The organism is Plesiocystis pacifica SIR-1 (genome assembly GCF_000170895.1).
Lineage (GTDB): Bacteria > Myxococcota_A > Polyangia > Nannocystales > Nannocystaceae > Plesiocystis > Plesiocystis pacifica.
In genome coordinates, this window is record NZ_ABCS01000006.1 from 115,052 (window position 1) to 140,694 (window position 25,643).

Below are 25,643 nucleotides of genomic sequence, written 5' to 3' on the forward strand. Positions count from 1 at the left end.
ATCAAACGCCTGTTTCTTCGGATTTTAGGCTCGCCCTCGCCCGTGACCAGGCAGACACCTCTGGGGGCGATTTAAAAGCCAACATTGCAAATATCATCATTCCGAGAGTTGCCACTTCGTGTAGCGCTCGACGACCCGCATGTCCCCTTCGGGGAAGTGCACGGTCTGCCTCCGCTCCACCGGCAAGCCGTCGCGCGCAAACCACAGCGTGGCCTCGCCCACGTCCTGGCCGTCCACGCGCACACCGAAGTGCAGCGGTCGAGCCTCATCCTCGCCGAGGGTCTCGACCGCGCCCACCTTGGGGTCTGCAGAGCCCAAAGCGGTGCTCGCCTGCCCTTCGAGGTAGCTCGGCATGGCCCCGGCCGTCGCCATGGCCAGGTTGTGGAGCAAGCCCTGGCGCGTGAGGCCGAGGACGATGGCCTGCTCGAGGCCGGCCGGCCGTGGTCCGCTCGCCGTCAACGCGCCGGCCACGAGGACCTCGAAGGCGTCCGCGCTCCCTCGCCAGGCCAGCTGCTGCTCCGCGCCGGCGAAGGAGCCGACCGCGTCGAGCTCGACGGCGCCGCCGAGCTCCCAGCGCAGGCGCCCCTCGAGGGTCGACTCGACCGCGCCGCTGGACTCGATGGCGAACTCGAGCTCCACCGCCCCGGCCGCTGACAGCCGCGCTTCGAGGCCGTCGAGGCTGGGCTCGGCCCACGCCGTTGGGGCAGCGTCGCCTGGGCCAGGCTCGTCCGCCTGCTGTGGTGACCTCACCGCGCCCTGCGTCGAGCTCGAGCTCGCCGAGCACCCGAACAGGCCGAGACAAAAGAACGCGCTGAGGGCCGCCGAGCTCCGGAGCATGCCGCCATCATAAGACCGTCGCCCTGCCCCACGCCCACGACTCAGAGGGTCGGCCAAAACGAGTTTGGCCAACCCTCTGTCTGCTTTAGCCGTCGTGGACGACGCCACACCCTCCCTGCCCCACGTCCACGACTCAGAGCAGAGACCGTGAACGAATCCACGCCCCGCTCGCGGGGGCGACCACACGCCCTCTCCAAGGCACGAACTCCATTGCCCCCACGACCCAAGCGGAGGAGCGGGTAGCGACGGAGCGCCCCCGGCTCCAAGACGTCCGTGGGGGCAAACCAGCACTCAGGGCTGGTTCTTCTTGAGGGTCTCGAGCTCCTGCTCGAGCGTCTGGACCTTCTCGGCCAGCGTCGCCACGAGCTCGATGAGGTTCACCCGCCCAGCGCGGTCCCCCTGAGTCTCCGCCTCGATGTTGACCTCGTCGAGGAGATCACGCAGGGCCTCAGCGCGGCTCTCCACGACCTTGACCACCTTGGGGTCGACCCCCGCGAAGTTGCGGAAGCCGGCGACGGCGTAGGGCGAGACGCGGTAGCCCTTGAGCCGGTCCTGCTTGGAGAGGATCGCGGCCTTGGGGTTCGACTTGGGGTTTGACTTGGGGTTCGAGGTGCCGGCCTCGGCCTTGGGGTCCTCCTCGAGCTTCACCCACAGCCCGTTGTCGACGTAGACGCCGTCTCGACCGTGGAGCTCGCCGTCGACGCGCAGGTCGCTGCGGACCCGGACGCCGCCGGTGTAGTCCTTGTTCCAGTTGAGGACCAGCTCGTCCTCGTGGCCGTGGACCAGCGCCCGGCGGTAGGGCGAGTTGCTGCCCTTGCGCCGCGAGCTCCCGCCGTCGAGCATCAAGTCCCAGGCCTTGAAGCCGACGACGTTGGAGGTCATCGTGATGTGCCGGTCGAACTTGACGCCCCCGGAGATCGTGACGCCGTCGGGGTAGTCCCCGCCGTAGTTGATGGTCAGGCCGTCGGCGTGGTTGTGGACCATGGCGCGGCGCGTGCCGTTGTTGTTCTTGCGGCGCGATTGGTGATCGAGCATGAGGTCGTGGGTTCGGCAGCGAAACCACTTGCCCTCGCCGATCAGCCAGTCGTTCTCGAGTTTGATGTCACTTGGCATGGTTGGGTCCTGTTTTCAGCCTGGAAGGGCACCGATCTTCTTTGCGAGGTGGAGCTTGCTGACCTTGGGCGAGTGCGCCTCGCCCAGGGTCGCAGCGGCGCGGGCTTTGTCCGCGCCTCGTCCGAGGTGGTCGTAGATCATCGCGGCGTCGAAGCGGCTCGCCTCGCCGCCGCGCTCGAGCATCTGCGCCCGGCGGATGCCCATCAGCCGCGATCCGCCGATGGCCTCGCTCCACGCCGCGCGCGACTCGAGCAGGCGGGAGCCCCGGGCCTTGGCCCCGAGCTCGCGGCTGGAGTCCGACAGCGCGTCGCGGGTCAGGTTGCGATCGCGCAGGCGCAGCCCCGCGCCGAGGCGGCCGCCGTTGGCCAGCAGCCGCTGGTGGCGGTCTCGGGGGCTCTTGCCGGCGTGACGCCCGAGCTGATCGAGCTTGGACAGCGCCTCCGAGCGGCCCCGCGCCCCGAGCTCGGTCCAGGCCAGATCGGCGCGGGCCTTGGCCAGCATGATCGGGGCCTGGTCCGAGTGGGCCCGGGCCTGCGCCGCGATCAGCTGGTTCGCGGCGGCGTGCAGCTGCGGCAAGGTCGGGGTCGGCCACGCGTGGTGGTCGTGGGTCCGCTGCCACAGCCAGGACACCGCGAGCGCGGTCCGGGCCTCGCCGTGGGTGTCGAACTCGAACTTCCCGGCCTTGATCGTCGCGTCGACCCACTCGACGTCGAGCAGCGCGTTGTAGATCAGCACCCGGCCCAGGGCCTCGGCGCCGAGCCGCTTGAGCCGGCCTCGCTCGAGCTTGTTCTTGGCCCACGCGGCCTGCTCGAGGGGCTTGGCGAGCTCCGGGTGCGCCGCGTACAGGGCCACGGCGATGTTGGAGCGCGTCGCCCGGAAGGCCGACCCGACCGCGAAGGTCTCCACGTGGGACAGCGGCCGGTAGCCGCCGACTTGCAGGTTGATGCCCTCGCTGAGCTCGACGCCCGCCATCGCGAAGCCGAGGGGGTCGTCGCCGCTGATGCGGTTGCGCCGTGCACGACGGCCCACGCTGCGGGCGTCGTTGGTCCAGGCCAGCTCGACGACTTCATCCTCCAGAACGCTCATGACAACCTCCGGAGCTTCATGGTCCAGGTGTGCTTGGTGTCCCCGCTGACCGTCCCCCTGGCCTTGAAGCGGAGCGTGTTCGTGCTGTTGTTCCTCGACAAGACCGTGACCCCGGCCGAGCCCGAGACCGCGTCGAAGTAGTGCGGCCCGTCGGCGGTGATCTCGACGCGGTCGAGCTTCTCGTTGAAGGGATCCGTCCCGTCCCACTCGACCCCGCAGTCGCGGATGACGATCGGCATGTCGTCGACGGTCCAGAACCGGAACGCGCGGTTGTGGGTATAGGAGTCGTCCTCTTCGATGTGGTCGTCCGTCCACCACGCCGCCCACTGACCGTTGACGCCGAAGTACATGTGCCAATCGTCGTACCACTCGTCGGTCTCGTCGGCGCGCACGGACTCGAAGGTCAGCTCCCACTCGCGGAGCGTGTGGTTGCCCCGCTCGCTCCACCCGACCTCGACCATCGCGTAGTAGCCGACCGGGATGCCGCCGACCCCGGACAAGTCGACGTTCACGTCGAAGGCCGCGACCCGCCCCTGGTTGTCGTAGACCGGGGCGAAGGTCGGGCGCTGAGCGTGCGCCGCGACGGTGGGCGTGAAGCCGCGGGGGTAGTTGTGGCTGCGGCTCCATAGCCTGAACGCGAGGTCTCCCCCACCCTCGGCCGGGTCGTCGTGTTGGCAACGCTCGAGGAAGTCGTCGAGCTGCCCGCCGCCGTTGACCGTGATGATCTCCGCGAACACGATCCGCCAGCGCAGCACGGCGGTCTCGCTGGGTCGGGGGACCGGCGGGAACACCCGATGCGCCAGCGGGTGCTTCTTCAGGTTGGTCGGCCAGCAGTCCGTGGTGTCGCCCCAGACCCCGTTGGGGATCCCGCCGAACTCGTCGTTCCAGCGCGCGTCCTCCTCCCCGGTGAAGCCCCCCGACAGGCCCATGCCGATCGAGGCCTGGGTCACCGGGACCCGGGCGTTGTGGTTGCCCACCGGGCCCGCGGTGGTCCGCTCGCGGACGATGGTGTGGCCCGGGTGGATCTCGCAGCTGTAGGGCGGGTGCCCCTGGTCCCAGATGTGCCGGCCCCAGCAGGTCACGAATTCGCCCCAAAAGGGGCGCCACTGCAGCGGCATCGAGCCGCTCTCCCACTCGTTGTGGATCTTGACCTTCTTGGACTGCCCCACGTTCAGGCCGGTCTGGTGGTCGGTGAGCAGGTACATGCAGTGCGGCGAAGGCAGCATGTCCCAGTTCCAGTCCCGGGTCTCGTGGTTGCTCGGGAAGTCCGTGTAGGTGACGCGGCTGTAGTGCTGCAGGCCCGAGATGAAGTGGCTCTTCTCGGTGGTGACCGCGTTCCAGTCGGGCCAGGTCTCGGCCACCACGCGGTCCCGAAAGTCTCGCTCGCGCCACACCGTCGCGTAGCTCATCGGATCGCAGTGGGTCTCGACCCAACGCCGCACCGAGCTCGTGTTGCTCTTCGAGCCGTCTTGCCCGGCGTGTCGCTGGATGGTCTCGCGCACGCTCACGATCTCGCCGCCGTCCATGTAGATGGACGTCGACGCCTCGATCGAGTGGTCGCGCGCTAGATTCCCGCGGCCGAGACGACTAAACATCTGCCGGAGGCTGAAAGTCCCAATCGCCATGGTCGACCATTCGATACACCATCGAGCCTGTGCACATATATGACCTGTCGCACGAGCATTGCCCACCCCGAGGATGTGGCCGCTTCGCAACGACTCACCGATGATGGTGGGATGATCGAGGGAGCCGAGCCCGGCCCGCGCCCCCAGACGCACGCGGTGCGCAGCTTCGCGGCTCTGTTCTGTACCGACGCGCTGCTCCGCTCCGCCTATCAGGTCGGGAAGAGCCCCGTGCTGCCCGTGTTCGCGGCGAGCCTCGGCGCCGGCGATGCGCTCTTGGGCCTGATCGTCTCGGTCTCGGTGATCACCGGGCTCGTGCTCAAACCCATCATAGGGGTCGTTTCAGACCACTGGGGGCGTCGTGGCTTGCTGCTGAGCGCCGTCGCGCTGTTCACCCTGGCCCCCTTCGCCTACGGGTGGATCGCCACCCCACACCAGCTCGTCGGGCTTCGCCTAGCCCACGGGTTGGCCACCGCGATCTTGGGCCCGGTCAGCGTCGCGTGGATCGTCAGCCTGCGCGCGGACGGGCTCGGCACGCGGCTGGGTTGGTTCGGCGTCGCGCGAACCATCGGCTATGTGGTCGGGCCCCTGGCTGGGGGTCTATTGCTCACACGCATGGACGCCCCCGAGATCTACCGAATGGTCGGTCTAGTGAGCGCAATTGCATTCATCCCGGCGCTCCTGTTGTCTCCACCCCCTCGACCGGCCGAGCCCCGGGAGCGCGCGAGCTTTGGCCAGCGCCTGCGCAAGCTGAGCGAGGTCGCCCGTCGGGCCCCGGCCCTCGCCATCGTCGGGACCTTCGAGGCGACGATGTACGTCGGCCTCTACGCCCTCAAGACCTTCCTGCCCCTCCACGCCCTCGAGCTCGGCCTCGACCTGGCCTGGGCCGGGGCCATGCTCTCCCTCCAAGAGGGCGCCCACCTGGTCGCCCGCCCGCTCACGGGGATGCTCGCCGACCGCTGGAGTCACCGGGGCTGCATCGCCCTCGGGCTGACCGTGATCGCCGGGGCCCTGGCGCTGCTCCCCTTCACGCACGGGCCCCTGCTGGTCGCGGCGAGCGTCCTGCTCATCGGCGTGGGCCAGGCCATGATCACGCCCGCCGCCAGCGCCCTGGTCGCGCTGCAGATCGGCGAGCGGCACCTCGGGGCCGGCATGGGCCTGATCGGCTCCCTGCGCAACGCGGGCAAGGTCGTCGGCCCCATCCTCGGAGGCCTGCTGATCGCCTGGACGAGCTTCTCCTTTGGGATGTTGATCCTCGCCCTGATCCTCGTCCCGTGCGCCCTGTGGGTGTCGCGGATGCCGATCGGCGCTGGCGCCTCCCTGTCCCGCTGACGCTCTCTCCGAGAGCGTGTGGCTCGGATCAAATGACCGTGCCGTGGCGTGGATTTGGACCCCCCTCCTGGGCGCCCGCCCTGAAGGTTGGCTCGTGTATTCTCGTCGACTCAGCTTCGACTCCGCTTCGACTCCGCTTCGTTCCAGTGGTCTTTGTCATGCAACGCCTCCCACGTCTCGCCTACTCCACCTTCTTGTTCCCCCTCGCGTCGCTGGCCCTGGTCGCGGCCACGTCCACGGGCTGCGCCGACGACTCTGGCAACGACGACGAAGTCGGCGAGACGAGCCAGGACACCGAGACCAGCACCGACTCGGACACCGAGACCAGCACCGACGCCGAGACCACGGACACCGACTCCAGCACGACCACCGGCGAGCCCGATCCGGCCGCGGAGTGGCCGACCCTCGACTGCGACCCCCTCGTCCCCGACTACTGCGCCTTCCCCTTCCCCAGCAACGTGTTCACCAGCGACGACGCCGACTCGCCCACGGGCCGCCGCGTCGCCCTGGTCGGCAGCTCGCTGCCCAACAAGGGCGCGGAGATCGTCCCGGACGTGTTCAACCGCGCCGACGGCTTCTCCCCCGGGCAGGCGCCGATGACCTACATGCCCAACGCGGCCAACACCGGCCTGGCGCGCTGGGACAACATCGAGCTGTCGATGACCGAGGACTCGCCGACGGTGATGATCAACGCCGAGACCGGCGAGTGGGTGCCGCACTTCGCCGAGGTCGACGTGTCCTTCGACGCCGACCCCGAGGACGGCGCCCTGATGCTCCGCCCCGTCGTCCGCCTCGACGACGCCACCCGCTACATCGTCGCGATCCGAAACGTGGAGAACGACGACGGCGAGGTCATCCCGCCGACCGAGGCCTTCCTCGCCCTGCGCGACGTGCTCGACTCCGACGACGAGAGCGTCGAGGCCCGGCGCCCCCTCTACGCCGACATCTTCCAGCGCCTCGGCGACGCCGGCGTGCCCCGGGACGACCTGCAGATCGCCTGGGACTTCACCACCGCCTCGGAGCAGCACAACACCGGCGACCTGCTGCACATGCGCGACGACGCCCTGGGCCAGTACCCCGAGGGCGAGGGGCCGAGCTACACCATCACCAACGTCGACAGCGACTGGGAGCCCGACAACATCGCGTTCCGCATCCAGGGCGTGATCGAGGTGCCCCTCTACCTCGACGACCCCGGCCCCGGCGGGCTGATCGTGCGCGGTGACGACGGCATGCCCGAGTACCAGGGCACGGCCGAGTACGGGTTCACCATCCTCATCCCGCACAGCGCCGTGGACACCCCCGCGCCCGTGCTGCAGTACGGCCACGGCCTGCTCGGCGGGCACACCGAGCTCCAGAGCGGCCACCTGCGCTCGTTCATCAACGAATACAACTACATCCTGTTCGGCACGGACTGGGCCGGCATGGCCACCGAGGACATCGCGTCCATCGCCCCCGTGCTCGCCACGGGCTCGGCCGAGCAGTTCCAGGCGGTCACCGACCGCCTCCAGCAGGGCCTGGTCAACTTCGTCGCGCTCACGCGGATGATGAAGACCTCCATGGCCGAGGACCCGGACTACGGCCAGTACATCGACCCGAGCGCGGCCTACTACCTCGGCATCAGCCAGGGCGGCATCTTCGGCGGCACCTTCATGGCGATCAGCCAGGACATCGAGCGCGGCTGCCTCGGGGTCCCGGGCCAGCCCTACAACCTGCTGCTCAACCGGAGCGTCGACTTCACCCAGTACTTCGACATCCTCAAGCAGGGCTACACCGACGGCCGCGACCTGCAGATCATCCTCGCGCTGATGCAGATGTTGTGGGACCACGCCGAGCCCACGGGCTACAGCCACCGGGTCACCAACGACCCCTTCCCCAACACGCCGGCCCACGACGTGCTCATCCGCGCCGCCGTGGGCGATCACCAGGTCACCAACCTCGGCGCGCACCTCATGTCCCGGGCCGTCGGCGCGGCGCACCTCGACACGGGCATCCGCGACCTCTACGGCCTCGACCCCGTGATGATGGAGAACACCGGCAGCACCTACGTCGAGTACGACTTCGGCCTACCCCCGGACCCCATCGACAACCTCCCCCAGGAAGCCTGCAACGACCCCCACGGCGAGCTGCGCAAGCTCGAGGAGGCCCGCCTGCAGCTCGACACCTTCTTCCAGACCGGCGTGGTGACGAACACCTGCACGGACGGGGTCTGCTCCTTCCCCGAGCTCAGCGGCTGCTGACGAGGACGTGAGCGTTCGCCAGGCGTTCGCCCGAGTGCGCTCGTGGCGAACGCCGATGCGTTTAAATGCGCTGGGCGTTCGTGCGCATACGCTATTGGCAATCGTTACCCTTCATACACCCACACTGTGGGCAATGCCGCGCGCGAGAGCGAGCACACAAGAAGATCCCAAAATTGCGTCTGCTGACATACAGAGGCTGCTCAGCACCGGTTTGAGCGCCGAGAGCACGAACGCCTGCGATGCGTGCGCAGGCCGCTCACACCTGTCCCAAAGATCGCTTCCGACGGTGTTCTGTGCCCATTTGAGTACACTTGCTCGTCAAATAAAGTCGAAGTGCTACCCCTTGGGAGCTGGACACCATGCACATCTGGACCATCAACGACGAGCTCCCGCCCATCCGGCTCCTCCGACCGGTCGGCTCCGTCGACGACGCCACCCTCGGCCACTTTTTGAAGGCCGCCCGCGAGCTCGAGCTCGACGAGCTCGGAGCGCCGCTTCGCTTCCTGCACGTGTTCGACTGCCGCCGCTTCGAGGGGCTGAGCGCGGGTCAGCGGCGGGGCTGCGAGGACTGGCTGCACGCCAACCTCGGGCTCATCCGGCGCAAGAGCGTCGCGGTCGCGCTGGTCGCTCGCCCCGCGATCGTCCGTGAGAGCGCGCTGCTGGCCCGCCTGCTCGACGAGGGCGGCGTGGCCGCGCGCTGCTTCGACGCCCTCGAGGAGGCGCTGCACTGGAGCCTCGACCAGGTGTTCGATTGCGACGAGCAGATCGATCCGCGGCTGTGCATCGAGGGCGTCGCGGCCTTCCGCGAGACCCTCTGAGTGCCCCCGGCTCATGACCAAAGAGACCGCGACTCCTCCGAGTCGCGGTCTCTTCGTTTCGGACTGGGCCTCGGGCTCAGCTCGCCGCGGCGACCTTCTGCGCGTCGGCGTCGTTGCTGCCCTCGCCGACGGGCTCGAAGCCCGTGAGCACCACCTCGTGGCGCGCGTCGTAGTAGACCGGCGACTCGTTGCGCAGCAGATCGACGAGCATCATCATCTCCATCGCCGAGTCGATGGGCACCGAGGCCGCGCCCGCGTCGGCCAGGCACAGGTGGATCATTCCCACGTTCTCGGTGGGTCGCCAGGTGACCTTGTAGCTTTGGATCTCTTGCATGCATTCACTCCCAGATGAAACCACGGCGAGGGTATCCAGGGCCTGAGCGACCCGTCCACGGGCAAGTTCGCCCCCCTCGATGGGCTCGGGCCATGCCGACTGGAAACACGGCGACGCTCCCCTGCGCGTCGCCGAGCGACCCTCGCCACGGGGGCATTCCCGCAGTCGACCCCGTGGACCTCGACCGCTCCAACATCCGAGGGCGGACGAGCTTCGACCAAGGGCCGCGCGCTCGCGAGGCCTGCGTCTCCCGCACCCCGAACACGAGGCACTCGCGCATGTCGAGAGCTCCCCGGTCGCGCCGCTCCCGGGACGACACTTCGAAACACGTCGACCCATGGACGACGGAATGGACGGCGAGCATAGGCAACCACGCCCCTGCTCGCGGCACGTAGGGGCGCGCGGACGGCCCAGCGCGGTCCGTGCTAAATACAAACGGTGCGCCGCAGAACGTTGCTCGTTGGCTTCGCGCTGATCCTCGCCACGGCCTGCTTCGAAGGAAAGACCAGGACGCCCGAGGTCGCCATGCGAGGCGACGAGCCCGTCGCTCCCGGCAGCCCCATCGCGCTCTATCGTCCCGACTTCGTCGTCCGGGCCCTGGTCGCTGACGGCAAGACCCTCTACCTCAGCGGCATGCGCATGAGCGAGGACGAGGGGGGCCCGTCGACCGGGCTGATCGTCCGCGTGCCCCTGCTCGGCCTGCCCGAGGTCATCGCCGAGGGCCCCTTCGCGCCCATGACCAAGCTCGAGCTCGTCAACGGCGTGCTCTACTGGCACGAGCGCTACGACTCCCCGGACGGCCCGGGGTTGCGCTCCATCGCCGCCGACGCGCCCCGGGACTCCGGCATGGACGAGGTCCTGCGGCTCACCGAATTCGTCGGCAACCACTGGGTCGTCGGTCCCGACGCCATCTACTTCACCCGCCCGGACGACGAGATCGACGAGGGCGGCTTCTACGTGCTCGCCTCCGACGCGGACAAGCCCAAGCTCGTGGCCCGGCGACGCGGGGTGATCCGCAGCGTGCTCGCCAACGAGGACGCCAGCGAGCTGTACTGGATCACCCGCAAGCGCCGCGACGGCACCTGGGGCGTGTTCCGCTGGGACGGCAAGCGCTCGGGCGAGGAGCTGATGCGCAGCGACGAGACCTTCGCCAGCCTGACCGTCGACGGCGGCCACTTCGTGTGGGTCACCTGGAGCGAGGACGAGGGCGCGCCCTTGCACAGCCTCTACCGCCGGCCCATCCCGCCTGCCGATGGCGAGGGGGACGACGCGGACATCGAGACCGAGGTGCTCGCGCGCAAGCGCGGGATGCCGGGCTTCATGGACGTGTTCGCCGACGAGGAGCACGTCTACCTGACCTCCGTGCGCGGCGGACCGCTGCGGCGCCTGGCCAAGGCCCACTTCGGCAGCGAGGCCGCGCTCGTGACCACCGTCGAGGGCACCGGCGATCGCCTGGCCACGGACAACCGCTTCAACCTGTTTTGGCTCGACGACGGCCAGGTCTGGTGGCGTGGCAAATAAAGCTGCGAGCAAGGCCCTGCTCAACGCCCCGTGCCGCTGCGGAAGCAAGCGCAAGTACAAGCGCTGCTGTCGGACCCTGCACGCGGGCGCAGCGGCCCGAGACCCCGAGGCTTTGATGCGCTCGCGCTACTGCGCCTACGCCCTCGGGCTCGTCGACTACATCCTCGACACCACCCACCCCGACAACGCCGAGGCCCGGCCCGATCGCGCTGCCTGGGCCCGGGAGGTCGCGGCTTTTTCTCAGGCGACGCGCTTCGTCGGTCTGGAGGTTCGCAGCAGCGCGGTCCACGAGGCCGAGGGCTGGGGCGAGGTCGAGTTTCGGGCCCGCTTGCTGCGCGACGGCGAGGACCTATCCTTCGCCGAGCGCAGCCGCTTCGAGCGTGCTGGCGACGACTCGCGCTGGGTCTACCACTCGGGCGAGATGCTCCCCGATTGACCCACCTCTCCATGGCCGCCCCACGCCTCGCCCTCGTCACCTGCGCCACCGTCCCCGAGTGGGAGGTTGACGACGAGCCGCTGCGCGTCGCTTTGGGTGAGCGCGGTGTGGTTTTTGAGCAGCCTACGTGGGACGACTCTGGGGTTGACTGGGGCCGCTTTGACGCCGCGCTCATTCGCACGACCTGGGACTACCAGCGGCGGCCCGAGGCCTTCTTGGCGTGGACGCGGCGGGTCGAGGCGCGGACGCGACTGTTCAACCCTGCGCCGGTGATCGCCTGGAACTTGCACAAGGGTTATTTGCGCGAGCTCGAGGCGGCCGGGGTGCCCATCGCTCCGAGCGTGTGGCTGCGTGCAGGTGAGGATGTGGACTTGGCCGCGCTGTTGGCTCGCGAAGTGATGGCGGGGGGTCGAGCCTTTCTCAAGCCACTGGTGGCCGCCAACTCTGACGGCACGCTGCGCTTTGACACTGGCGACGCTGGTGAGCTCGAGGCTGCCCAGCGCCATCTCGATGTGCTCCTCGCCCAGGGGCGCGACATGGTTCTCCAGCCTTACCTGGGCAGCGTCGAGACCGAGGGGGAGTACTCCGTGCTCGAATTCGACGGGCGGGTCAGCCATGCCGTGCGCAAGATTCCCGTCGCGGGGGACTACCGGGTGCAGGACGATCACGGGGCCAGCGACGAGGCGTGGACTCCCGATGCCGAGGCGCTCGAGCTGGTCCGGCGTTGCCGTGAGGCGGTGCGAGCTCGCTTTCCTGGGCTGGATGCGCCTTTGTTGTACGCCCGCGTCGACCTGCTGCGTGATGCGGGAGGGGGGTTGGTGGTGAACGAGCTCGAGCTGATCGAGCCTTCGCTGTTCTTTCGCCATGACGCGGGGGCCGGCCCGCGCCTGGCCGAGGCCCTGCTGGCCCGCGTCTGAGCAGCTCCGGTGGTCCCCCTCCCTCCCGACCCCGACCGAGAGTAGTTTTCGCCCCGAACCCGACCGAGAGTAGTTTTCCCCAATACTCCCGCAACACCACCGACCGCGGTCCGATACCGAGTCATGACCGCCCCACGTCGCGTCCTACCCGGCCGAACCTACCTTCTCACACGCAGGTGCCTCGAACGCCGTTTCTACCTCCGTCCAGACCCCATCGTTTCCCAAATCTTCGAGTACCTCCTCGCCGTCGCCTGCCAGCGCTTCGACATTCAACTCCACGCCTACGTCATGATGTCGAACCACTACCACCTCGTAGTAACCGATCAACTCGGCAACCTCCCCTCCTTCCAGCAATACCTCAACTCCCTCCTCGCTCGCGCCGTGAATCAGCACCGCAGCCACTGGGGCCAATTTTGGGACCGAGAGTCCTACAACGCCGTTGAGCTCCTCGAGGACGACGCCATCCTCGCCAAGATCGCCTACACCGAACTCAACCCAATCCACGCTGGCCTCGTCAGCCACCCAACCGCCTGGACCGCCCCCACGAGCGCCCCCCTCCACTTCGGCCACGAGCGACAGCTCCAACGTCCAGAGGGCTTCTTCAGCCCAAGCATGCCTCAAACCATCACTCTCGGACTCGTCGAACCCTCCTCCATCGGCCGACAGCGCACCCAGGCCCACCGCGATCACGTCTTCGCCGAGGCCCGCCAAGCCGCCAAACAAACTCAGCATCGCCCCACCGGAATGCGCCAGGTCTTGCTGCGCGATTGGACAGAAAGCCCGACGACCCCCGAACCGCGTCAAAAACTACGCCCCCGCTTCGCCTCGCGCTGCACCGAACTCCGCGTCCATGCGCTAACCGAGTTCCGGCGCTGGCTCGGCAGCTATCGAGCCGCCCTCGAACGTTTCAAAGCAGGGGAATATCCAGTCGCATTTCCAGCTGGAACGTTCTGGATGTGTGCGCGACTGGGGTGCCCCTCAGCACCCTCGTGAGCGCGCAACTGCGAAAGAGACACAAAAAGCCCTCCGCCAACGCTACTCGGGCGGGACGTCGGTGTTGGTGACGTAGAGCTTGGACAGCGCCAGGCTCTCGCGGTGTAACAGCAGCAGGCTGTGAAAGCCCGCGTCCCAGCTCTGGACCCAGGGATCGATGGTCTCGCAAGGCGGCGCCTCTGCGTCGCGGTAGTTGAGCTCCCGCCACACGTAGGCCGACTGCGCGGGCATGCCGGTGCAGTCCAGCTCGAACACCGGCGGCGGCTCGGGCTCACCGTCGACCGCCACGAAGAAGGAGTCGAAGGTCTCGACGTCGAGGCCCCGGATCCACACGTGCCACTGGTCCGTGCAGGGGATGTCGAAGTTGTAGAGGGCGTAGGCGTCCTCGGTAGCTTCGTCCCAGGCGAGCACCATGCCCTCTCCGATCGAGCTCTCGACGATCTCGAAGCCCACGAAGTCGTCGGCATCGATGGCGTCGAGCTCGAACACGACGCTCTCCGTGCACACCCCGCCCGACTCGCTCTCACTACTCTCGGTCGTCTCAGTCTCCGTCTCAGTCTCAGTCTCGCTCTCACTACTCTCGGTCGTCTCAGTCTCGGTGTCGGTGTCCCCAGGCATCGTGCACACGCCCTCGGCACACTCGAGGCCCTCGTCGCAAGCGCCCCCCATCGTGCAAGGACAACCCTCGGAGCCCAACGGACAGCGCTCCTCGTCCGCTGCCGATTCACTGTCGACCTCGCTCGAGCCAGACTCCCCACCAGAACTGCCCTCGCTGCCCTCCCCAGCCTCGTCCTCACCGAAAGTATTGCTGCCCCGAGCGTTACTCTCGGTACAACCCAGGACCAGGCTCAGCAACGACGAGAGCGCCAGGCCCGTGAAGGCCTGGCGCATCCACTCGGGCGACGGAGAGGCAACCATGAGCCCCTCCCTTGTATCACCCCTCGACGCTCTCTAGCTCCGCGAGGCCTGCCCGCGGGGACCACCGCCTCCTCCGCGCTTGCCCCCCCGACGCCCGCCGCCTCCGCGACCCCCCCGTCGGCCGGAGCTCTTGTTCGCGCCGCTCTTCTTCTTCGCGCCCCCTCCGGGCTTCGACCCACTCCGCCGCGCGGCCAGGTCCGTCAGCTCCGGCAGAGCCTGCGAGGGCGGATACCCGTGATCCTCGATCCGCTCGATGTGCGCCCGCAGCAAACGCTCGATATCGACGAGATAGGCCCGCTCCTCGACATCGCAAAAGGACAGCGCGATGCCCGAGTTGCCCGCCCGAGCCGTCCGCCCGATGCGGTGGATGTAGGTCTCCGGCACGTTCGGCAGGTCGAAGTTGATGACGTGGGAGACCTTCGAGATGTCGAGGCCGCGGGCGGCGATGTCCGTCGCCACGAGCACGCGCAGCTCCCCACCCTTGAAAGCCTCGAGCGCCCGGGTGCGCGCGTTTTGAGACTTGTTGCCGTGGATCGCCGCCGAGCTGACCCCAGCCGCGCTGAGGTGCTTGGCGATGCGGTTGGCGCCGTGCTTGGTCCGAGAGAAGACCAGTGAGCGGCTGACGCTCGGGTCCGCGCGCAGCAGGTCGACCAGCAGCTTGCGCTTGTTGCCCTTGTCCACGAAGTAGAGCCGCTGGTCGACGTCCGCCGGCTCGGACACCCGAGCCACGGCGACCTCCACGGGATCATCGAGCAAGGTCGCCGCGAGCTCCTTGATCGCGCTGGGCATGGTCGCCGAGAAGAACAGCGTCTGCCGCTTGCTCGGCAACGCCTTCACGATCCGCCGGATGTCGGGCAAGAAGCCCATGTCGAGCATCTGATCTGCCTCGTCGAGGACAAAGACCTCGACCCGCTTGAGATCGATGTGCCCCCGACCCATGAGGTCGAGGAGGCGGCCCGGGGTGGCCACGAGCACGTCCACGCCCCGGCGCAGCTCAGCGATCTGAGGCTTGTCCTTCACGCCGCCAAAGATGACGGTGTGCCACAGCTCGAGGTGCTTGGCGTAGGAGCCGATGTTGGCCCCGATCTGCGCCGCGAGCTCGCGGGTCGGCGAGACGATCAGCGCGCGGATGCGCGGCTCATCCGGCGGGTCCGCGTCGAGGCGTTGGAGGATGGGAAGAGAGAAGGCAGCCGTCTTGCCTGTGCCCGTTTGCGCGCAGCCGAGAATGTCTCGGCCGGCGATGGCCGAAGGAATGGCCTGGGTCTGGATGGGTGTCGGCGTCTCGTAGCCCGCCTCGCGGACGGCGCGGAGCAGGGGCTTGGCGAGGCCGAGGGTCTCAAAACTCACCAGCGCCGACTCGCACGGATGATCCTCCGACGCAAGCTCCCCACCTCAAAGACGCGTGACTTTGGTCCCAGCGGCACCGGGGAGACCCTCAGGACCGCTCCCCTTCAGCCCTGGGGGTTGATCTTCACCGTCCCCGCGCCGCCGACGTAGGCGTAGCTGTCGTAGTTGTCCCAGCCGACCACGAGCACGCCGAAGGGCTCGCCGCCGCTCTCGATGGTGTGGACCCCGTCCCAGATCTGGTAGCGGCCCACCTCCCAGGTGGCGTCGCCCAGGGGCGTGAAGGTCTCCTCGGCGACGGGAAAGTCGTCGAGGGTGATGGTCGAGCCGGCCTTGCGCATCAGCACGAGCACGTCGGCGTCCCAGGTGCCCGGGACCAGGGCGACGTAGCGCGGCAGGTACTGCTCGATGGGCGGGATGTGGACCATCGCCGGGTCGCCCTGGTTTTGGAAGGGCTGGCTGAGCACCTGGGCGCTGAGCATGTAGCTGACCAGGGCGATGGGGGCGCTGGCCTCGACGCGGAAGTCGGCCTCCACGCCAAAGGGCGCGTTGACGTAGAAGTCCGCGACCTCGCCAGCGTCGAGCTCGAGGGGCCCGGCGGGCAGGCCCGTGACCATGGGCGAGTAGTCGAGCTCGACCACGGTGCCGTCCTCGGACGCGTAGATCTGCCACAGCGTCGCCTCGGGCACGTAGCCGTCGCGGATCGGCATGTGCGGGGCGATGAATTTCTTGCCCCACAGGCGCACCCCCGCGAGCTGCTCCTCGAGGTGGTCGCAGCAGCACGGATCCTTGGGGATGTTGGCGCAGCCGTGGCCCGAGAACACCGCCACGGGGCGCTCGGGGTCGCTCTCGACCAGGGTCCCGCTCAGGTTCGCGTGCGGATCCTCGGGGTTGAAGGTCAGGGTGTCGCCGGCCTGGAGCTCGACCAACACCGGCTCCCCGGCGGCCGTGGCCTCGAGGCCGGGCCCGCCGAGGGTGCTGACCGAGGGGGTCACCGTGACCACGGTCTGATCGACCCCGGCGGCGATGGTCAGGAAGGGGTTGGCGTGGTCGGACAAGTCCGCGTAGTTGACCACCTGGTTGCGGTGGTCCCAGCTCGGCACCGGGTAGAGCAAGGAGGCGTCGGACAGGTAGGACGAGGCCCCGTCGATGGGGTTGAACTGGTAGGCGATGATCGGCAGGTCCGAGGTGATCCGGTAGGCCCCGCCGGGGTTGATGCCCGGGCCCTCGAGGTGGAAGTCCTCGACCTGGAATTCGTGCACGCTCAGCGGAGCCACGAGCGCGGGCTCGACCACGGGCTCCCAGGCCCCGTCGACCCGGCGATCGAGGTGGACGAGGGCCTCGCCGCCGTCCTGGACGTTGGAGACCACGGCGGCGAAGGGGGTGATGTCGAGGTTGCTGTCGAGGTCGACGGTGAAGAACTCGCAGCCCACGGAGGTCTCGCCGGCGGCCGCCTCGGCGCAGGTCGTGGGGATCATCGGCGGCGGCTCGGGGGGCAGGTCGACGTCGGCGAGGTCGAACTTGGGCTCGCTCGACTCCTCGGACTCCTCGCTCACCTCGTCCTCCCCCGGCCCCTCCTCGCTCGCCTCCGAAGCCGCCTCGGCTCCGGCCTCGCTCGGGGTCTCCGCCGCGGAGTCCTCGACCTCGTCCGCCGCCGACTCGGTGTAGACGCTGGTCGTGTCGTCGCCCCGGCAGCCGACCGAGAGTCCTGCCCAGAGCAGCAGCGCGAGCCCCACGACCGCGCCCTCGCGCAGCCGCGGCACCGAGCGTCCGTCCCCACCTGTCCCGACCATGATCCGACTATACCCTCGCCGCCCCCGGTCGCTCGCGCCTCCCCCGTGGCAGGCTCGACACGGCCCGCTGCGGACATCAGACTTCACGAGACACCCTGCGCCCCTCGCCCATGCGTCCCCCCCTCCCCCCACGCCCGACCCGGCTCAGGCTGGCCCCAGCCCTGAGCTCCAGCGCCCTCGGGCCGGCGGCATTGTTGCTCGGAGCCCTCGCCGCGCCGAGCCAGGCCGCGGCCGGGCCGGTCGACACCAACAAGGGCGGCGCCCCGCCCCGAGAGGGCCTGAGCGTCAACGCCAGCGCGTCCGTCAACCTGTCCGGCGGCAACGTCAACCGCAGCCAGCTCGCGCTCGCGGGCAACCTGCACTGGCAGGACTTCCACGCTCCGTCGCCGAGCGCGGGCCCCGATCATCCCGCCCGCGTCCTCGGCCCGCAGCTGCCCTGGCCCCGCCAACAGTTCCAGCTCGAGGGAAGCAGCGCCCTGATGACCAACGAAGGCTTTCGGGTCCGCAACAGCGCCTTCGCCTTCGGCCGCTGGCGTCGGATGTGGCACCGCCGCGTCGGCACCACCGCCTTCGGCCAGATCGAGTACGACGAGCGCCGCTCCCTGCGTCGCCGCTCCCTGCTCGGCGCCGGCGGCAGCGTGACCCTGAGCAACCGCCTGCGCCTGCGCGCCTTCACCTCGGCCAGCTACATCGTCGAGTTCGAGCGCAACACCATCACCGTCCCCGACGACCCCCACCCCGAGGCGCCGATCAACCACCGCCTGTCCGCGGTCCTCGTGGTCACGGCGAGCCTCGTCGGCGACGACGCCCTGCGCCTGCGCAGCGCGACCTTCGTGCAGCCGCGCTTCGACGACCCCAGCGACTTGCGCACCCTGCAGTCGATGCAGCTCGAGGGCCAGATCCTGCGCAACTTCGCCATGGGCCTCGACGCCTCGCTGGAGTGGGACAACCAGCCGCCCATGGGCGTGGTGCCCTTCGACTGGGCCGTGTCGAGCTACGTGCGCGTCAGCCTGGGCGGCTGAACACCGCGTCGAACCACGCGCCGATCAGCCCCGTCGCGGCGTCGCCCTCGCCCCGGTAGTCCGGCGAGCGTGGCCGGGTCTCGCCGCTGGCCTCGATGGCGTCGGCGAAGGCCGAGAAGCGCTGGTGGGCCTCGACGGCGGCCAGATCCGGGTGGAACTGCGTCGTCCACCAATCGGCGGCGTCGATGCGCATCGCCTGGATCGGCACGGCCTCCGTGGACGCCAGCAAGGTCGCGCCCCTGGGCAGGGCCATGACGTGGTCGGTGTGCCCGGTGTGGCCGTGGAGCGCCCCGCGTCCCCCGGCGAGCGGACCGAACACGGGGTCTTCGTGGGCGGCCGCGCCGAGGTCGAACGCGAGGGTCCCGGCCTCCATGCGCGAGCGATCGGTCTCGACGGCGACGCCGAGGTGCACGGCCATGAGCTGGTGCCCAAAGCAAATTCCAAAGCCCGGGAGGCCGCGGTCGAGGGCCCCGTCGAGGAGGCCGCGCATGGCGTGGACCCACTCGCGGCTGCGCGGATCGTGGACGGAGAAGTTGCCCGAGCCGCCGATGATCACCCCGTCGACGCCCTCGAGCCAATCGGCCCGGGCCGGCTCGGCGAGGGCGTTGCGGGTGCGCAGCCGAGCCGCCCGCGGGCCGAGCCGCCGGGCGACGCAGTCTCGCTCGTGCTCGGCTACGCTCGCGCCCGGGGGCCGGATCTGGACCAGCAGGATCTCGCGCACGCGCTGAGCATACGAGATCGACGGCCCGGCGTTTCAACCCGAGCGCGGTCCAGGATCCAGGCGCGCGAGCAGAGCGACCGCCGCCGTCTCGACCCGCATGATCCGCGGCCCGAGGTGCACGAGCGCATCGCCGAGGGCCGCGAAGCGCTCGCGCTCGAACTCGACGAAGCCGCCCTCGGGGCCGAGCACGAGGGTCAGCGGGCCGACCTGGGCGCGCGGGCAGGGCCGCGGGCCGTGGGGATCGGCGACCAGCACCGGGGCCGCGGCGCGCAGGCTCGCCAGGCGGTCCTCGGCGAAGGGGCGGAAGCGACGGTGGAACTCGAGCTCGGGCAAGATCGTGTCGCGGGTCTGCTCGAGGCCAAGAAGCAGCTGGCGCCGCAGCGCCGCCGGCTCGAGGGCGGAGGCGTCCCAGTAGCTCTTCTCGACCCGCCGGGAGTGGAACAACAAAAAGCGCTTGATACCCAGGACCGTCCCCTGCTGCAGGACCTTCTCGAGGGTCGCCGGCCGGGGCAGGGCGACCGCCAGGGTCACCGCCGAGGGCGGCGGCGGCGGCTCCGAGAGCGCTGCTTCGAGCTCGAGCTCGAGCGCCTCCCGATCGATGCGCACCACCCGAGCGCGCCCCATCTTCCCCCCGAGCAGGCCCACACCCAGCGCATCACCCACGGCCGCCTTGATGTGCTTGCGGACGTGGACCAGACGCCGATCCAGAAGGCGCACGCGCGCCTCGGAGACGAAGTCTTCGGGCTGGAGCAGGATCAGGTTCATCGCTCCTCCTGGGGGTACCATGGGCGTCGTTCATGGCCATGCGTCGTCGGTGTTTTTTGAGCGCGGCCGCCGGCTTGGCGGCCCTCCCCCTGGGCTGTGAGCGCAGCGCCCCGTCGAGCGCGGAGGCCCCGAGCAGCGCCGCGCGAGCCGAGCTGCTGATCCACGCCCGCGTCTACTCCGGCGGCAGCGGGCCCGTCCGCGGCGTCGCCGAGGCCCTCGCCATCGCGGGAGGCCGGGTGCTCGCGCTGGGCTCCCGCGCGGAGCTCGACGGCCTGCGCGGCCCCGACACCCGCGTCCTCGAGCTCGGCGAGGCCTTCGTCATGCCCGGGCTGACCGACGCCCACGCCCACCTCCTCGGCCTTGGTCAGACTCGGGAGATCGTCGATCTGCGCGGCGCCGCGACCCTCGACGAGGTCCGGGCTCGGCTCCGCGCCGGGGCGCCCCCCGGCGAGGGCTGGGTCCTCGGCCGCGGCTGGGACCAGAACCTGTGGGGCGGCGCCATGCCGACCGCGGCCGAGCTCGACGAGAGCTTCGCCGATCGCCCCGTGTGGCTGCGCCGCGTCGACGGCCACGCCGGCTGGGCCAACACCGCGGCCATGGAGCTCGCGGGGCTGAGCGCCGACACCCCCGATCCCGAAGGCGGCGAGTTCCTCCGCGACGAGGGCGGCGCGCCCGCGGGCGTGCTCGTCGACGCGGCCATGGACAGCATCCCCGTGCCCGAGCCGAGCGCCGAGGACCTCGAGCGGTGGATCCGGACGGCCACCCAGGAGGCCGCCAGCCTCGGGCTGACCGGCGTGCACGAGATGGGCCTGGGCGGCGAGGCGCACCGGATCTTCACCCGCCTCGCCCAGGCCGGCGAGCTGCCCCTTCGAGTCCACGGCTACGCGAGCGAGGCCTGGTGGCGCGCCGGCCTCGACGGCGAGCAGCCGGGCCAGGTCGACCCCACCACGCGCTACGCCCTCGCCGGCATCAAGGTCTACGTCGACGGGGCCCTCGGCTCCCGCGGGGCCGCCATGCTCGCGCCCTACAGCGACCGCGCCGGCCACCTCGGCGCGCTCATGCACGAGCCGCAGTACTACGTCGACATCAGCACCCAGGCCCTCGAGCGCGGCTTCCAGGTCGCCTCCCACGCCATCGGCGACCGCGGCATCCGGACCATCATCGAGGCCTACGCGGCCGCGATGGCGGCGACCAAGACCGCCGACCAGGATCGACGCCTGCGCATCGAGCACGCCCAGGTCATCGCCCCCGAGGACATCCCGCGCCTCGCCGAGCACGGCCTGATCGCCAGCATGCAGCCGACCCACGCGACCAGCGACATGCCCTGGGCCCCGGCGCGCGTGGGCCCCGAGCGCCTCGCGGGCGCCTACGCCTGGCAGCGCATGCTCGCCGCCGGCGTGCCCCTGGCCTTCGGCAGCGACTTCCCCGTCGAGCGCCCCTCGCCCCTGCTCGGGCTCTACGCCGCGATCACCCGCCAGGACCTCGACGGCCAGCCCGCGGGCGGCTGGCTCCCGGACCAGCGCGTCGACCTCGACCAGGCCATCCACGGCTTCACCGCCGGGGCCGCCCACGCGGCCCACCGCGAGGACCACCTCGGGCGCCTCGGGCCGGGCTACGCCGCCGACCTGACCGTGCTGGCGAAGGACCCCTTCACCCTCGACGACCCCCGCGAGCTCCCGGAGCTCGAGGTCCTCGGGACGGCCGTCAGCGGCGAGCTCATCGGCCTCTAGACGAGCCGGCGCGCGCAACGAAAAAGCCGCGGCGCTCTCTAGCTAGCGCCGCGGACTTTCCATTGGGGGTCGGCGAGCCTAGCGGATCCCGCCGATCTCGTCGCCGCCCTCTTCCTCTTCGCCGCCTTCGTCCTCCTCGCCCTCTTCCTCCTCGGCGCCGTCGCCCTCTTCCTCCTCCTCCTCGCCTTCTTCCTCTTCCTCTTCCCCTTCCTCCTCACCGTTGCCCTCTTCGCCGGCCTCCTCGGCCTCGGCGACCTCGGCGACGACGCCAGCCTCGGGCGGGATGCGACGGGTCTCGGTGCTCGGCTCCTCCGAGCCCGAGCTCCCCGGCGGGTTCGCGGGGCCGCCGTCGGGCTCGCCAGGCTCGCCTGCGGTGCCCTGGTTGGCCTTGGCCTCCGCCATCTTGGCCTCGCGCTCGGCCCGTTGCTCGGCCCGCCGAGCGTCCCGCTCGCGTCGGCGCTGGCTGGCCTTCTCACGCTTCTCGCGCTGCATCTGCTCTTTGGTCTTTTGCTTGATGCCGCGGAAGCGCCGGTACTTGAAGTTACCGTCGAGGACGACGCCCAGCCAGCCGTCGTCCGGCGGGTCCATCTTCACCTTCTCGTCCGTGCCCTTGACCATGAAGTCGATGGGCGGGTTGTTCTCGCGCAGCTCCGGCGTGACGAAGAACTTGATGATCAGGTTGAGGCGCGACTTGTCGAGGGGGTCCTTGAAGGTGATGTCGCCCGAGATCTTGATCAGGATGTCGTCGCTCTCGTTGCCGAACTCCTCGGCGACCGCCTTGCCGTCGGTCACGGTCAGCACGCCGTCGAGGGTGCCCAGATCAATCTCGGGGATGGTCAGGCCCTTGGACAGCTTCTTCGACCCGGGCACGTAGAGCTTGGTCTCGCCGTCGCCCACGGTGCACGAGGCGCAGTGGATCTCGAGCTTGCCGCTGGCCTTGGCCCACTCGTTCTTCGGCGCGGTCAGGTCGACGTCGAGGGCGAACAGGCCGCGCACCGGGGCGTTGACGGCCCCCTGCAGCTTGGGCACGGCGTAGAGCGGCAGGTCGGCGATGTGCACGTTGGCCCGGGACTCGTCCTCGCTCTGGTAGTAGCCGCCCGAGAGCTCGCCCTCGTCGAGGGCGCCCTCGAAGTCGACGTCGACGGTCCCGAACACCAGGTACTTGAGGATGTGGAAGCGGACGTCGAGCTCCTCGACCACGAAGGGCACCGGGGTCGAGTCCGGGCGCGAGGGCTTGAAGCTCCAGGTCACGCCCTCGAGCTTGGCCGCGCCCCACGGCCGCAGCTTGATCTCGTCGATGTGGATCAGCACGCCCTGCTTGCGCGCCTCGTGGGAGATGCGCCAGGACAGCGAGTCCGTCGGCAGGCTGATCCACGCCGCCATCACGAACACGAACAGCAGACCAAAAAACCACGCCGCGCCGCGGCCGAGCTTGCGCAGCAAGCCGCCGACGTCGAAGCCTCCGCCGCTGGGCTCGAGGCTGGGCGGGGTCCCGGACATGCTCGCGCTGGGGCCGACGCCCGAGCTGGTCATGCTGCTGCCCGCGGGCACGGGCACCTGGTCGAGGTCGGGGATCTGCGAAGGGTCAGCCATGGCTCACTTGTCCTCCTCGTCGCCGCCGCTCTCGTCCTCGCCCTCGCCCTCGATCGCGACGCGCTCGTAGGTCGCGAGCACGACGTCGACGTTGAGGCGGTCCTCGCTGACGCTCGGCGAGCGGATCGTCAGGCCGTGGGTCAGCACGACCTGCTCCTCCTGACCCTCGATGGCGGTCAGGAAATTGGTCAGCTGGGCCAGGCTCACGCTGCGCAGGTCGAACTCGTAGGTCCGCATCTGCAGGCCGGGCACGAGCTCGACGGGCTGCTTCTCTTCCTGGTTGCTGGCCTTGACCTCGGCCACGGACGCGGCCTGCTCGACGAGGGTCGAGAAGGACAGCGGCTTGTCCGAGATCTTCTCGTCCTTTTGGTTCTTCGAGGCGAGCTTCTCCTTGTAGGCGCTGCCGAAGGTCCGGGTCAGGTCCAGGCCGTCCTGCAGGTCCGTGATCTCCTCGTCGATGGCCGCGAGCTGCTTGGCGCGGAAGAAGAAGATCAGGAACGCGCCCATGATGAAGGCGACCCCGATGAGCGCCGACACGAGCACGCGCTCGCGGGGCTGGAGCTTGTCCCAGAAGCTGGGCCCGGCGTGCTTGGCATCAACCTTCGCCATTGTCGTCCTCCTCTTCAGCGGCGGCCTCGCCGACGGCCCCCTCGGCTTCGTCGCTCTGCTCCTCGACGGCGCCCTCCATGGCCGTGTTGCCCGTGTAGCAGTTGTGGTCGAGGGTCATCTCGAAGGTGTTGCGGTCGTTGCGGTCCCGGACCACGCCCTTGGTGATCTCGTCGATGCAGGCGATGCGCTCGAGCTTGACCGCGAGGCGGTCTTGGGTGGTCGAGCGCGTCGCGGACACGTTCATCTCGACCTTGAGCTCGCGGATCTCGATGCTCGTGACGACCAGGTCGTCGTCGGGGAGCACGCCCGCGTTGATGTCGGTGACCGGCGCGAGGGCGAAGCCTTCGCCCTCCTCGCCCGCGGGGGGCTCCCCGGCAGGCGGCGCGGCCCCGGTCGGGTCGACGCCGGGGATCAGCGGCTGGCCGTCGGGGCCCATGGGCACGGGCTGGCCGTCGGGGCCCATGATCGCCGGGAGGCCGTCGGGGCCCACGCCCGTGGTGTAGCCCGGCGGCAGCGGCAGGGCCTCGGGGGCCTGACGCCCGCCCTCGGGCGCGGTGTGCTTGGTCAGCAGCTCGAGCACCTCGAGGGCGCCGCGCTCGGGGATCTGGCTGCGCATGTCCCCGCCGTCGACGGAGGCGAGCTTGGCCCGGACCAGGTCGGAGCTGCCGTAGGCCGTGCCGAACACGTCGGCGGTCTCGGCCTCGAGCTCCGCGGCGTAGGCGTCCCGCTCGCGCTCGGCCGCCCGCACCTTGACCAGGCTGTCGGCGAAGGCGAAGGCCAAGATGGCCACGCCCAGCGCGGCGAGGGTCGGGACCTGCTTTTGCAGCCACTGCCCGTCCCCGGCCCCGCCGTCAAAGGCGTCGTGGAGCTGAATCAGCGGGCGCCGGCCCGTGGCCACGGCCGCCCCGAGGGCGACGAGGGCCCCCCCCCACTCGCGGCCCTGGACCCCGCGCAGCGCCCCGCCTTCGGCGGGCGCGACCGGCCCGACCTGCAGGCCGAGCTCGCGGCCGACCCACGGCCCGAGCCCGCGCAGGCGCGAGGCCCCGCCGGCGAGCTGAATCTCCACGATCTGGCAGCCCAGCTCGGCGCGCAGCCACTGGCGGGTGTGCTCGAGCTCCCGCAGCAGGGGCTGGAGGGCGCGGCGCACCGCGGGGTCGTCGACGTTGCCCTGCTCGGCGAGGGTCCGCTCGGCCGTCTGCGCGTCGACGCGCCAGGCCTTCTTGAGCTCGCGGACCAGCTGCCGAGTGCCGCGGCGCAGGGTCCGGGCGCCCACGGGGCCGGTCTTGGCCAGGGCGACGACGTCCGTGCTCTTGTAGCCGATGTCGACGATCAGCCGCACCGGCTCGCCCGGGTCCGTCGAGCCCGGGGGCAGCTCCGGCGCCGGCAGGGTCGAGAGGGCCTGGGCCAGCGCCAGCGCGCTGGTGGTCACGAGCTTGAGGTTGAGCTTGGCGAGCTCGAAGCGCGCCGTGACGTGCTGGATGGTGGTCCGCTTGGCCGCGACGACCAGGGCCCGACCCTGCCCGTCGCCGCGCTTGATGGTCAGGTGATCGACGGCGAGCTCTTCGATGGGCAGCGGGAACTGGCCGTCCGCCTCGAAGGTCACCGCCTGGGCGATCTGCCGCGGGTCCTCGAAGGGGAAGGTCAGCACGCGGTAGCTGCCCGAGCCGCCCGGCAGGCACACGCCCGTGGGCAGGCCCGCGAGGCCGCGCTCTTCGATCATTTTCAGCGCCGTGTCGATCGCCGGGTCCGTGGGATCTCCACCCTCCCCCGGCGTGCCCGACACGCTCTTTTCCCACACGTGCATCACCTGGGCTCCGCGGAACCCCGAGGTGATGACCGCGATCTTGACCCGGCGATTGCCGAGGTCGACTCCGACGAACTTCTGGGCCATGGGCTCTCGGT

22 protein-coding genes are annotated in these 25,643 nt (G+C 69.9%); 8 read left to right on the forward strand and 14 right to left on the reverse strand.

Going from position 1 to position 25,643, the window contains the following annotated elements; genetic code table 11:
• Positions 1-96: 96 nt before the first annotated feature.
• The 4 genes from PPSIR1_RS04765 to PPSIR1_RS04780 form a co-directional block, all read right to left on the reverse strand.
• Positions 97-837 carry a hypothetical protein gene (locus tag PPSIR1_RS04765; RefSeq protein WP_006969858.1) on the reverse strand — a complete coding sequence of 247 codons (741 nt, stop codon included), beginning with the start codon at positions 835-837 and terminating at the stop codon, positions 97-99.
• A gap of 291 nt (positions 838-1,128) precedes the next feature.
• On the reverse strand, positions 1,129-1,950 hold the full coding sequence (locus PPSIR1_RS04770; RefSeq protein WP_006969859.1) for a hypothetical protein: 822 nt from the start codon (positions 1,948-1,950) through the stop codon (positions 1,129-1,131).
• Between the two features lie 15 nt (positions 1,951-1,965).
• On the reverse strand, positions 1,966-3,036 hold the full coding sequence (locus PPSIR1_RS04775) for a hypothetical protein (RefSeq protein WP_006969860.1): 1,071 nt from the start codon (positions 3,034-3,036) through the stop codon (positions 1,966-1,968).
• Positions 3,033-4,631: a hypothetical protein gene (locus tag PPSIR1_RS04780; RefSeq protein ID WP_157595198.1), complete on the reverse strand. Its 1,599-nt coding sequence runs from the start codon at positions 4,629-4,631 to the stop codon at positions 3,033-3,035. The genes PPSIR1_RS04775 and PPSIR1_RS04780 overlap by 4 nt, the downstream gene beginning before the upstream one ends.
• A gap of 141 nt (positions 4,632-4,772) precedes the next feature.
• Here PPSIR1_RS04780 and PPSIR1_RS04785 point away from each other — a divergent pair, with 141 nt between their 5' ends.
• The 3 genes from PPSIR1_RS04785 to PPSIR1_RS04795 all read left to right on the forward strand — a co-directional run bounded on the left by PPSIR1_RS04785 (position 4,773) and on the right by PPSIR1_RS04795 (position 9,045).
• Positions 4,773-5,990, forward strand: coding sequence for an MFS transporter (locus PPSIR1_RS04785; RefSeq protein ID WP_006969861.1), 1,218 nt, complete (start codon positions 4,773-4,775; stop codon positions 5,988-5,990).
• A 158-nt stretch (positions 5,991-6,148) separates the two neighbouring features.
• Positions 6,149-8,227 (forward strand): hypothetical protein, encoded by a 2,079-nt coding sequence (locus PPSIR1_RS04790; RefSeq protein ID WP_157595199.1) that lies wholly within the window; start codon positions 6,149-6,151, stop codon positions 8,225-8,227.
• 359 nt (positions 8,228-8,586) lie between these two features.
• A complete protein-coding gene (locus PPSIR1_RS04795) occupies positions 8,587-9,045 on the forward strand; it encodes a hypothetical protein (RefSeq protein WP_006969863.1) in 459 nt (152 codons plus the stop codon).
• A gap of 76 nt (positions 9,046-9,121) precedes the next feature.
• Here the strand turns inward: PPSIR1_RS04795 and PPSIR1_RS04800 are convergent, their stop codons facing one another.
• Complete coding sequence (locus tag PPSIR1_RS04800; protein ID WP_006969864.1) at positions 9,122-9,379, reverse strand: hypothetical protein; 258 nt, start codon at positions 9,377-9,379, stop codon at positions 9,122-9,124.
• A 438-nt stretch (positions 9,380-9,817) separates the two neighbouring features.
• Between PPSIR1_RS04800 and PPSIR1_RS04805 the strand changes: the two genes are divergently transcribed.
• Genes PPSIR1_RS04805 through PPSIR1_RS04815 form a run of 3 tightly spaced genes read left to right on the forward strand, consistent with a single transcriptional unit; the run spans position 9,818 to position 12,253 of the window.
• Positions 9,818-10,900, forward strand: a complete 1,083-nt coding sequence (locus tag PPSIR1_RS04805; protein WP_157595200.1) for a hypothetical protein — start codon at positions 9,818-9,820, stop codon at positions 10,898-10,900.
• Positions 10,890-11,336 (forward strand): YchJ family protein, encoded by a 447-nt coding sequence (locus tag PPSIR1_RS04810; protein WP_157595201.1) that lies wholly within the window; start codon positions 10,890-10,892, stop codon positions 11,334-11,336. The genes PPSIR1_RS04805 and PPSIR1_RS04810 overlap by 11 nt, the downstream gene beginning before the upstream one ends.
• On the forward strand, positions 11,333-12,253 hold the full coding sequence (locus PPSIR1_RS04815; protein ID WP_006969867.1) for an ATP-grasp domain-containing protein: 921 nt from the start codon (positions 11,333-11,335) through the stop codon (positions 12,251-12,253). Before PPSIR1_RS04810 ends, PPSIR1_RS04815 begins: the two co-directional genes overlap by 4 nt.
• A gap of 144 nt (positions 12,254-12,397) precedes the next feature.
• On the opposite strand, the gene PPSIR1_RS49990 is transcribed toward PPSIR1_RS04815, so the two are convergent.
• From PPSIR1_RS49990 to PPSIR1_RS04835, 4 genes are all read right to left on the reverse strand, one after another.
• Entirely contained in the window at positions 12,398-12,985 is a 588-nt protein-coding gene (locus PPSIR1_RS49990; protein ID WP_045115375.1) for a hypothetical protein, read from the reverse strand.
• Between the two features lie 303 nt (positions 12,986-13,288).
• Positions 13,289-14,164 (reverse strand): hypothetical protein, encoded by an 876-nt coding sequence (locus tag PPSIR1_RS04825; protein WP_157595202.1) that lies wholly within the window; start codon positions 14,162-14,164, stop codon positions 13,289-13,291.
• Positions 14,165-14,197: 33 nt separating this feature from the next.
• Positions 14,198-15,511 carry a DEAD/DEAH box helicase gene (locus tag PPSIR1_RS04830; RefSeq protein WP_006969870.1) on the reverse strand — a complete coding sequence of 438 codons (1,314 nt, stop codon included), beginning with the start codon at positions 15,509-15,511 and terminating at the stop codon, positions 14,198-14,200.
• A 104-nt stretch (positions 15,512-15,615) separates the two neighbouring features.
• Positions 15,616-17,301 (reverse strand): IgGFc-binding protein, encoded by a 1,686-nt coding sequence (locus tag PPSIR1_RS04835; RefSeq protein ID WP_157595203.1) that lies wholly within the window; start codon positions 17,299-17,301, stop codon positions 15,616-15,618.
• Positions 17,302-17,411: 110 nt separating this feature from the next.
• Between PPSIR1_RS04835 and PPSIR1_RS04840 the strand changes: the two genes are divergently transcribed.
• Positions 17,412-18,323 carry a DUF481 domain-containing protein gene (locus PPSIR1_RS04840; RefSeq protein WP_086001011.1) on the forward strand — a complete coding sequence of 304 codons (912 nt, stop codon included), beginning with the start codon at positions 17,412-17,414 and terminating at the stop codon, positions 18,321-18,323.
• Here PPSIR1_RS04840 and PPSIR1_RS04845 read toward each other — a convergent pair.
• Together PPSIR1_RS04845 and PPSIR1_RS04850 are read right to left on the reverse strand one after the other, a co-directional pair.
• Positions 18,307-19,044: a type 1 glutamine amidotransferase gene (locus PPSIR1_RS04845; RefSeq protein WP_006969873.1), complete on the reverse strand. Its 738-nt coding sequence runs from the start codon at positions 19,042-19,044 to the stop codon at positions 18,307-18,309. The genes PPSIR1_RS04840 and PPSIR1_RS04845 overlap by 17 nt on opposite strands.
• Before the next feature lie 33 nt (positions 19,045-19,077).
• Positions 19,078-19,809: a 16S rRNA (uracil(1498)-N(3))-methyltransferase gene (locus PPSIR1_RS04850; protein WP_006969874.1), complete on the reverse strand. Its 732-nt coding sequence runs from the start codon at positions 19,807-19,809 to the stop codon at positions 19,078-19,080.
• Between the two features lie 32 nt (positions 19,810-19,841).
• Between PPSIR1_RS04850 and PPSIR1_RS04855 the strand changes: the two genes are divergently transcribed.
• The gene (locus PPSIR1_RS04855) at positions 19,842-21,539 is read left to right on the forward strand and encodes an amidohydrolase (RefSeq protein ID WP_045115376.1); all 1,698 of its coding nucleotides are present in this window, start codon (positions 19,842-19,844) and stop codon (positions 21,537-21,539) included.
• A 78-nt stretch (positions 21,540-21,617) separates the two neighbouring features.
• Here the strand turns inward: PPSIR1_RS04855 and gspN are convergent, their stop codons facing one another.
• The 3 genes from gspN to pilM are packed head-to-tail and all read right to left on the reverse strand — an operon-like array spanning position 21,618 to position 25,632.
• Positions 21,618-23,132 carry a type II secretion system protein GspN gene (gspN, locus tag PPSIR1_RS04860; protein ID WP_006969876.1) on the reverse strand — a complete coding sequence of 505 codons (1,515 nt, stop codon included), beginning with the start codon at positions 23,130-23,132 and terminating at the stop codon, positions 21,618-21,620.
• 3 nt (positions 23,133-23,135) lie between these two features.
• Positions 23,136-23,741, reverse strand: coding sequence for a hypothetical protein (locus tag PPSIR1_RS04865; protein WP_006969877.1), 606 nt, complete (start codon positions 23,739-23,741; stop codon positions 23,136-23,138).
• Positions 23,728-25,632: a pilus assembly protein PilM gene (pilM, locus tag PPSIR1_RS04870; RefSeq protein WP_006969878.1), complete on the reverse strand. Its 1,905-nt coding sequence runs from the start codon at positions 25,630-25,632 to the stop codon at positions 23,728-23,730. The genes PPSIR1_RS04865 and pilM overlap by 14 nt, the downstream gene beginning before the upstream one ends.
• Positions 25,633-25,643 lie beyond the last annotated feature (11 nt).

Excerpts from the sequence above, each read along its gene's own strand:
- PPSIR1_RS04785 (WP_006969861.1), top strand. The coding sequence starts at position 4,773 with ATGATCGAGGGAGCCGAGCCCGGCCCGCGCCCCCAGACGCACGCGGTG.
- PPSIR1_RS04850 (WP_006969874.1), bottom strand. The coding sequence starts at position 19,809 with ATGAACCTGATCCTGCTCCAGCCCGAAGACTTCGTCTCCGAGGCGCGC.
- PPSIR1_RS04840 (WP_086001011.1), top strand. The coding sequence starts at position 17,412 with ATGCGTCCCCCCCTCCCCCCACGCCCGACCCGGCTCAGGCTGGCCCCA.
- PPSIR1_RS04800 (WP_006969864.1), bottom strand. The coding sequence starts at position 9,379 with ATGCAAGAGATCCAAAGCTACAAGGTCACCTGGCGACCCACCGAGAAC.
- PPSIR1_RS04780 (WP_157595198.1), bottom strand. The coding sequence starts at position 4,631 with ATGTTTAGTCGTCTCGGCCGCGGGAATCTAGCGCGCGACCACTCGATC.
- gspN (WP_006969876.1), bottom strand. The coding sequence starts at position 23,132 with ATGGCTGACCCTTCGCAGATCCCCGACCTCGACCAGGTGCCCGTGCCC.
- PPSIR1_RS04775 (WP_006969860.1), bottom strand. The coding sequence starts at position 3,036 with ATGAGCGTTCTGGAGGATGAAGTCGTCGAGCTGGCCTGGACCAACGAC.
- PPSIR1_RS04855 (WP_045115376.1), top strand. The coding sequence starts at position 19,842 with ATGGCCATGCGTCGTCGGTGTTTTTTGAGCGCGGCCGCCGGCTTGGCG.
- PPSIR1_RS04795 (WP_006969863.1), top strand. The coding sequence starts at position 8,587 with ATGCACATCTGGACCATCAACGACGAGCTCCCGCCCATCCGGCTCCTC.
- PPSIR1_RS49990 (WP_045115375.1), bottom strand. The coding sequence starts at position 12,985 with ATGCTGAGTTTGTTTGGCGGCTTGGCGGGCCTCGGCGAAGACGTGATC.
- PPSIR1_RS04770 (WP_006969859.1), bottom strand. The coding sequence starts at position 1,950 with ATGCCAAGTGACATCAAACTCGAGAACGACTGGCTGATCGGCGAGGGC.
- PPSIR1_RS04835 (WP_157595203.1), bottom strand. The coding sequence starts at position 17,301 with ATGGTCGGGACAGGTGGGGACGGACGCTCGGTGCCGCGGCTGCGCGAG.
- PPSIR1_RS04825 (WP_157595202.1), bottom strand. The coding sequence starts at position 14,164 with ATGGTTGCCTCTCCGTCGCCCGAGTGGATGCGCCAGGCCTTCACGGGC.
- PPSIR1_RS04865 (WP_006969877.1), bottom strand. The coding sequence starts at position 23,741 with ATGGCGAAGGTTGATGCCAAGCACGCCGGGCCCAGCTTCTGGGACAAG.
- PPSIR1_RS04765 (WP_006969858.1), bottom strand. The coding sequence starts at position 837 with ATGCTCCGGAGCTCGGCGGCCCTCAGCGCGTTCTTTTGTCTCGGCCTG.
- PPSIR1_RS04790 (WP_157595199.1), top strand. The coding sequence starts at position 6,149 with ATGCAACGCCTCCCACGTCTCGCCTACTCCACCTTCTTGTTCCCCCTC.
- pilM (WP_006969878.1), bottom strand. The coding sequence starts at position 25,632 with ATGGCCCAGAAGTTCGTCGGAGTCGACCTCGGCAATCGCCGGGTCAAG.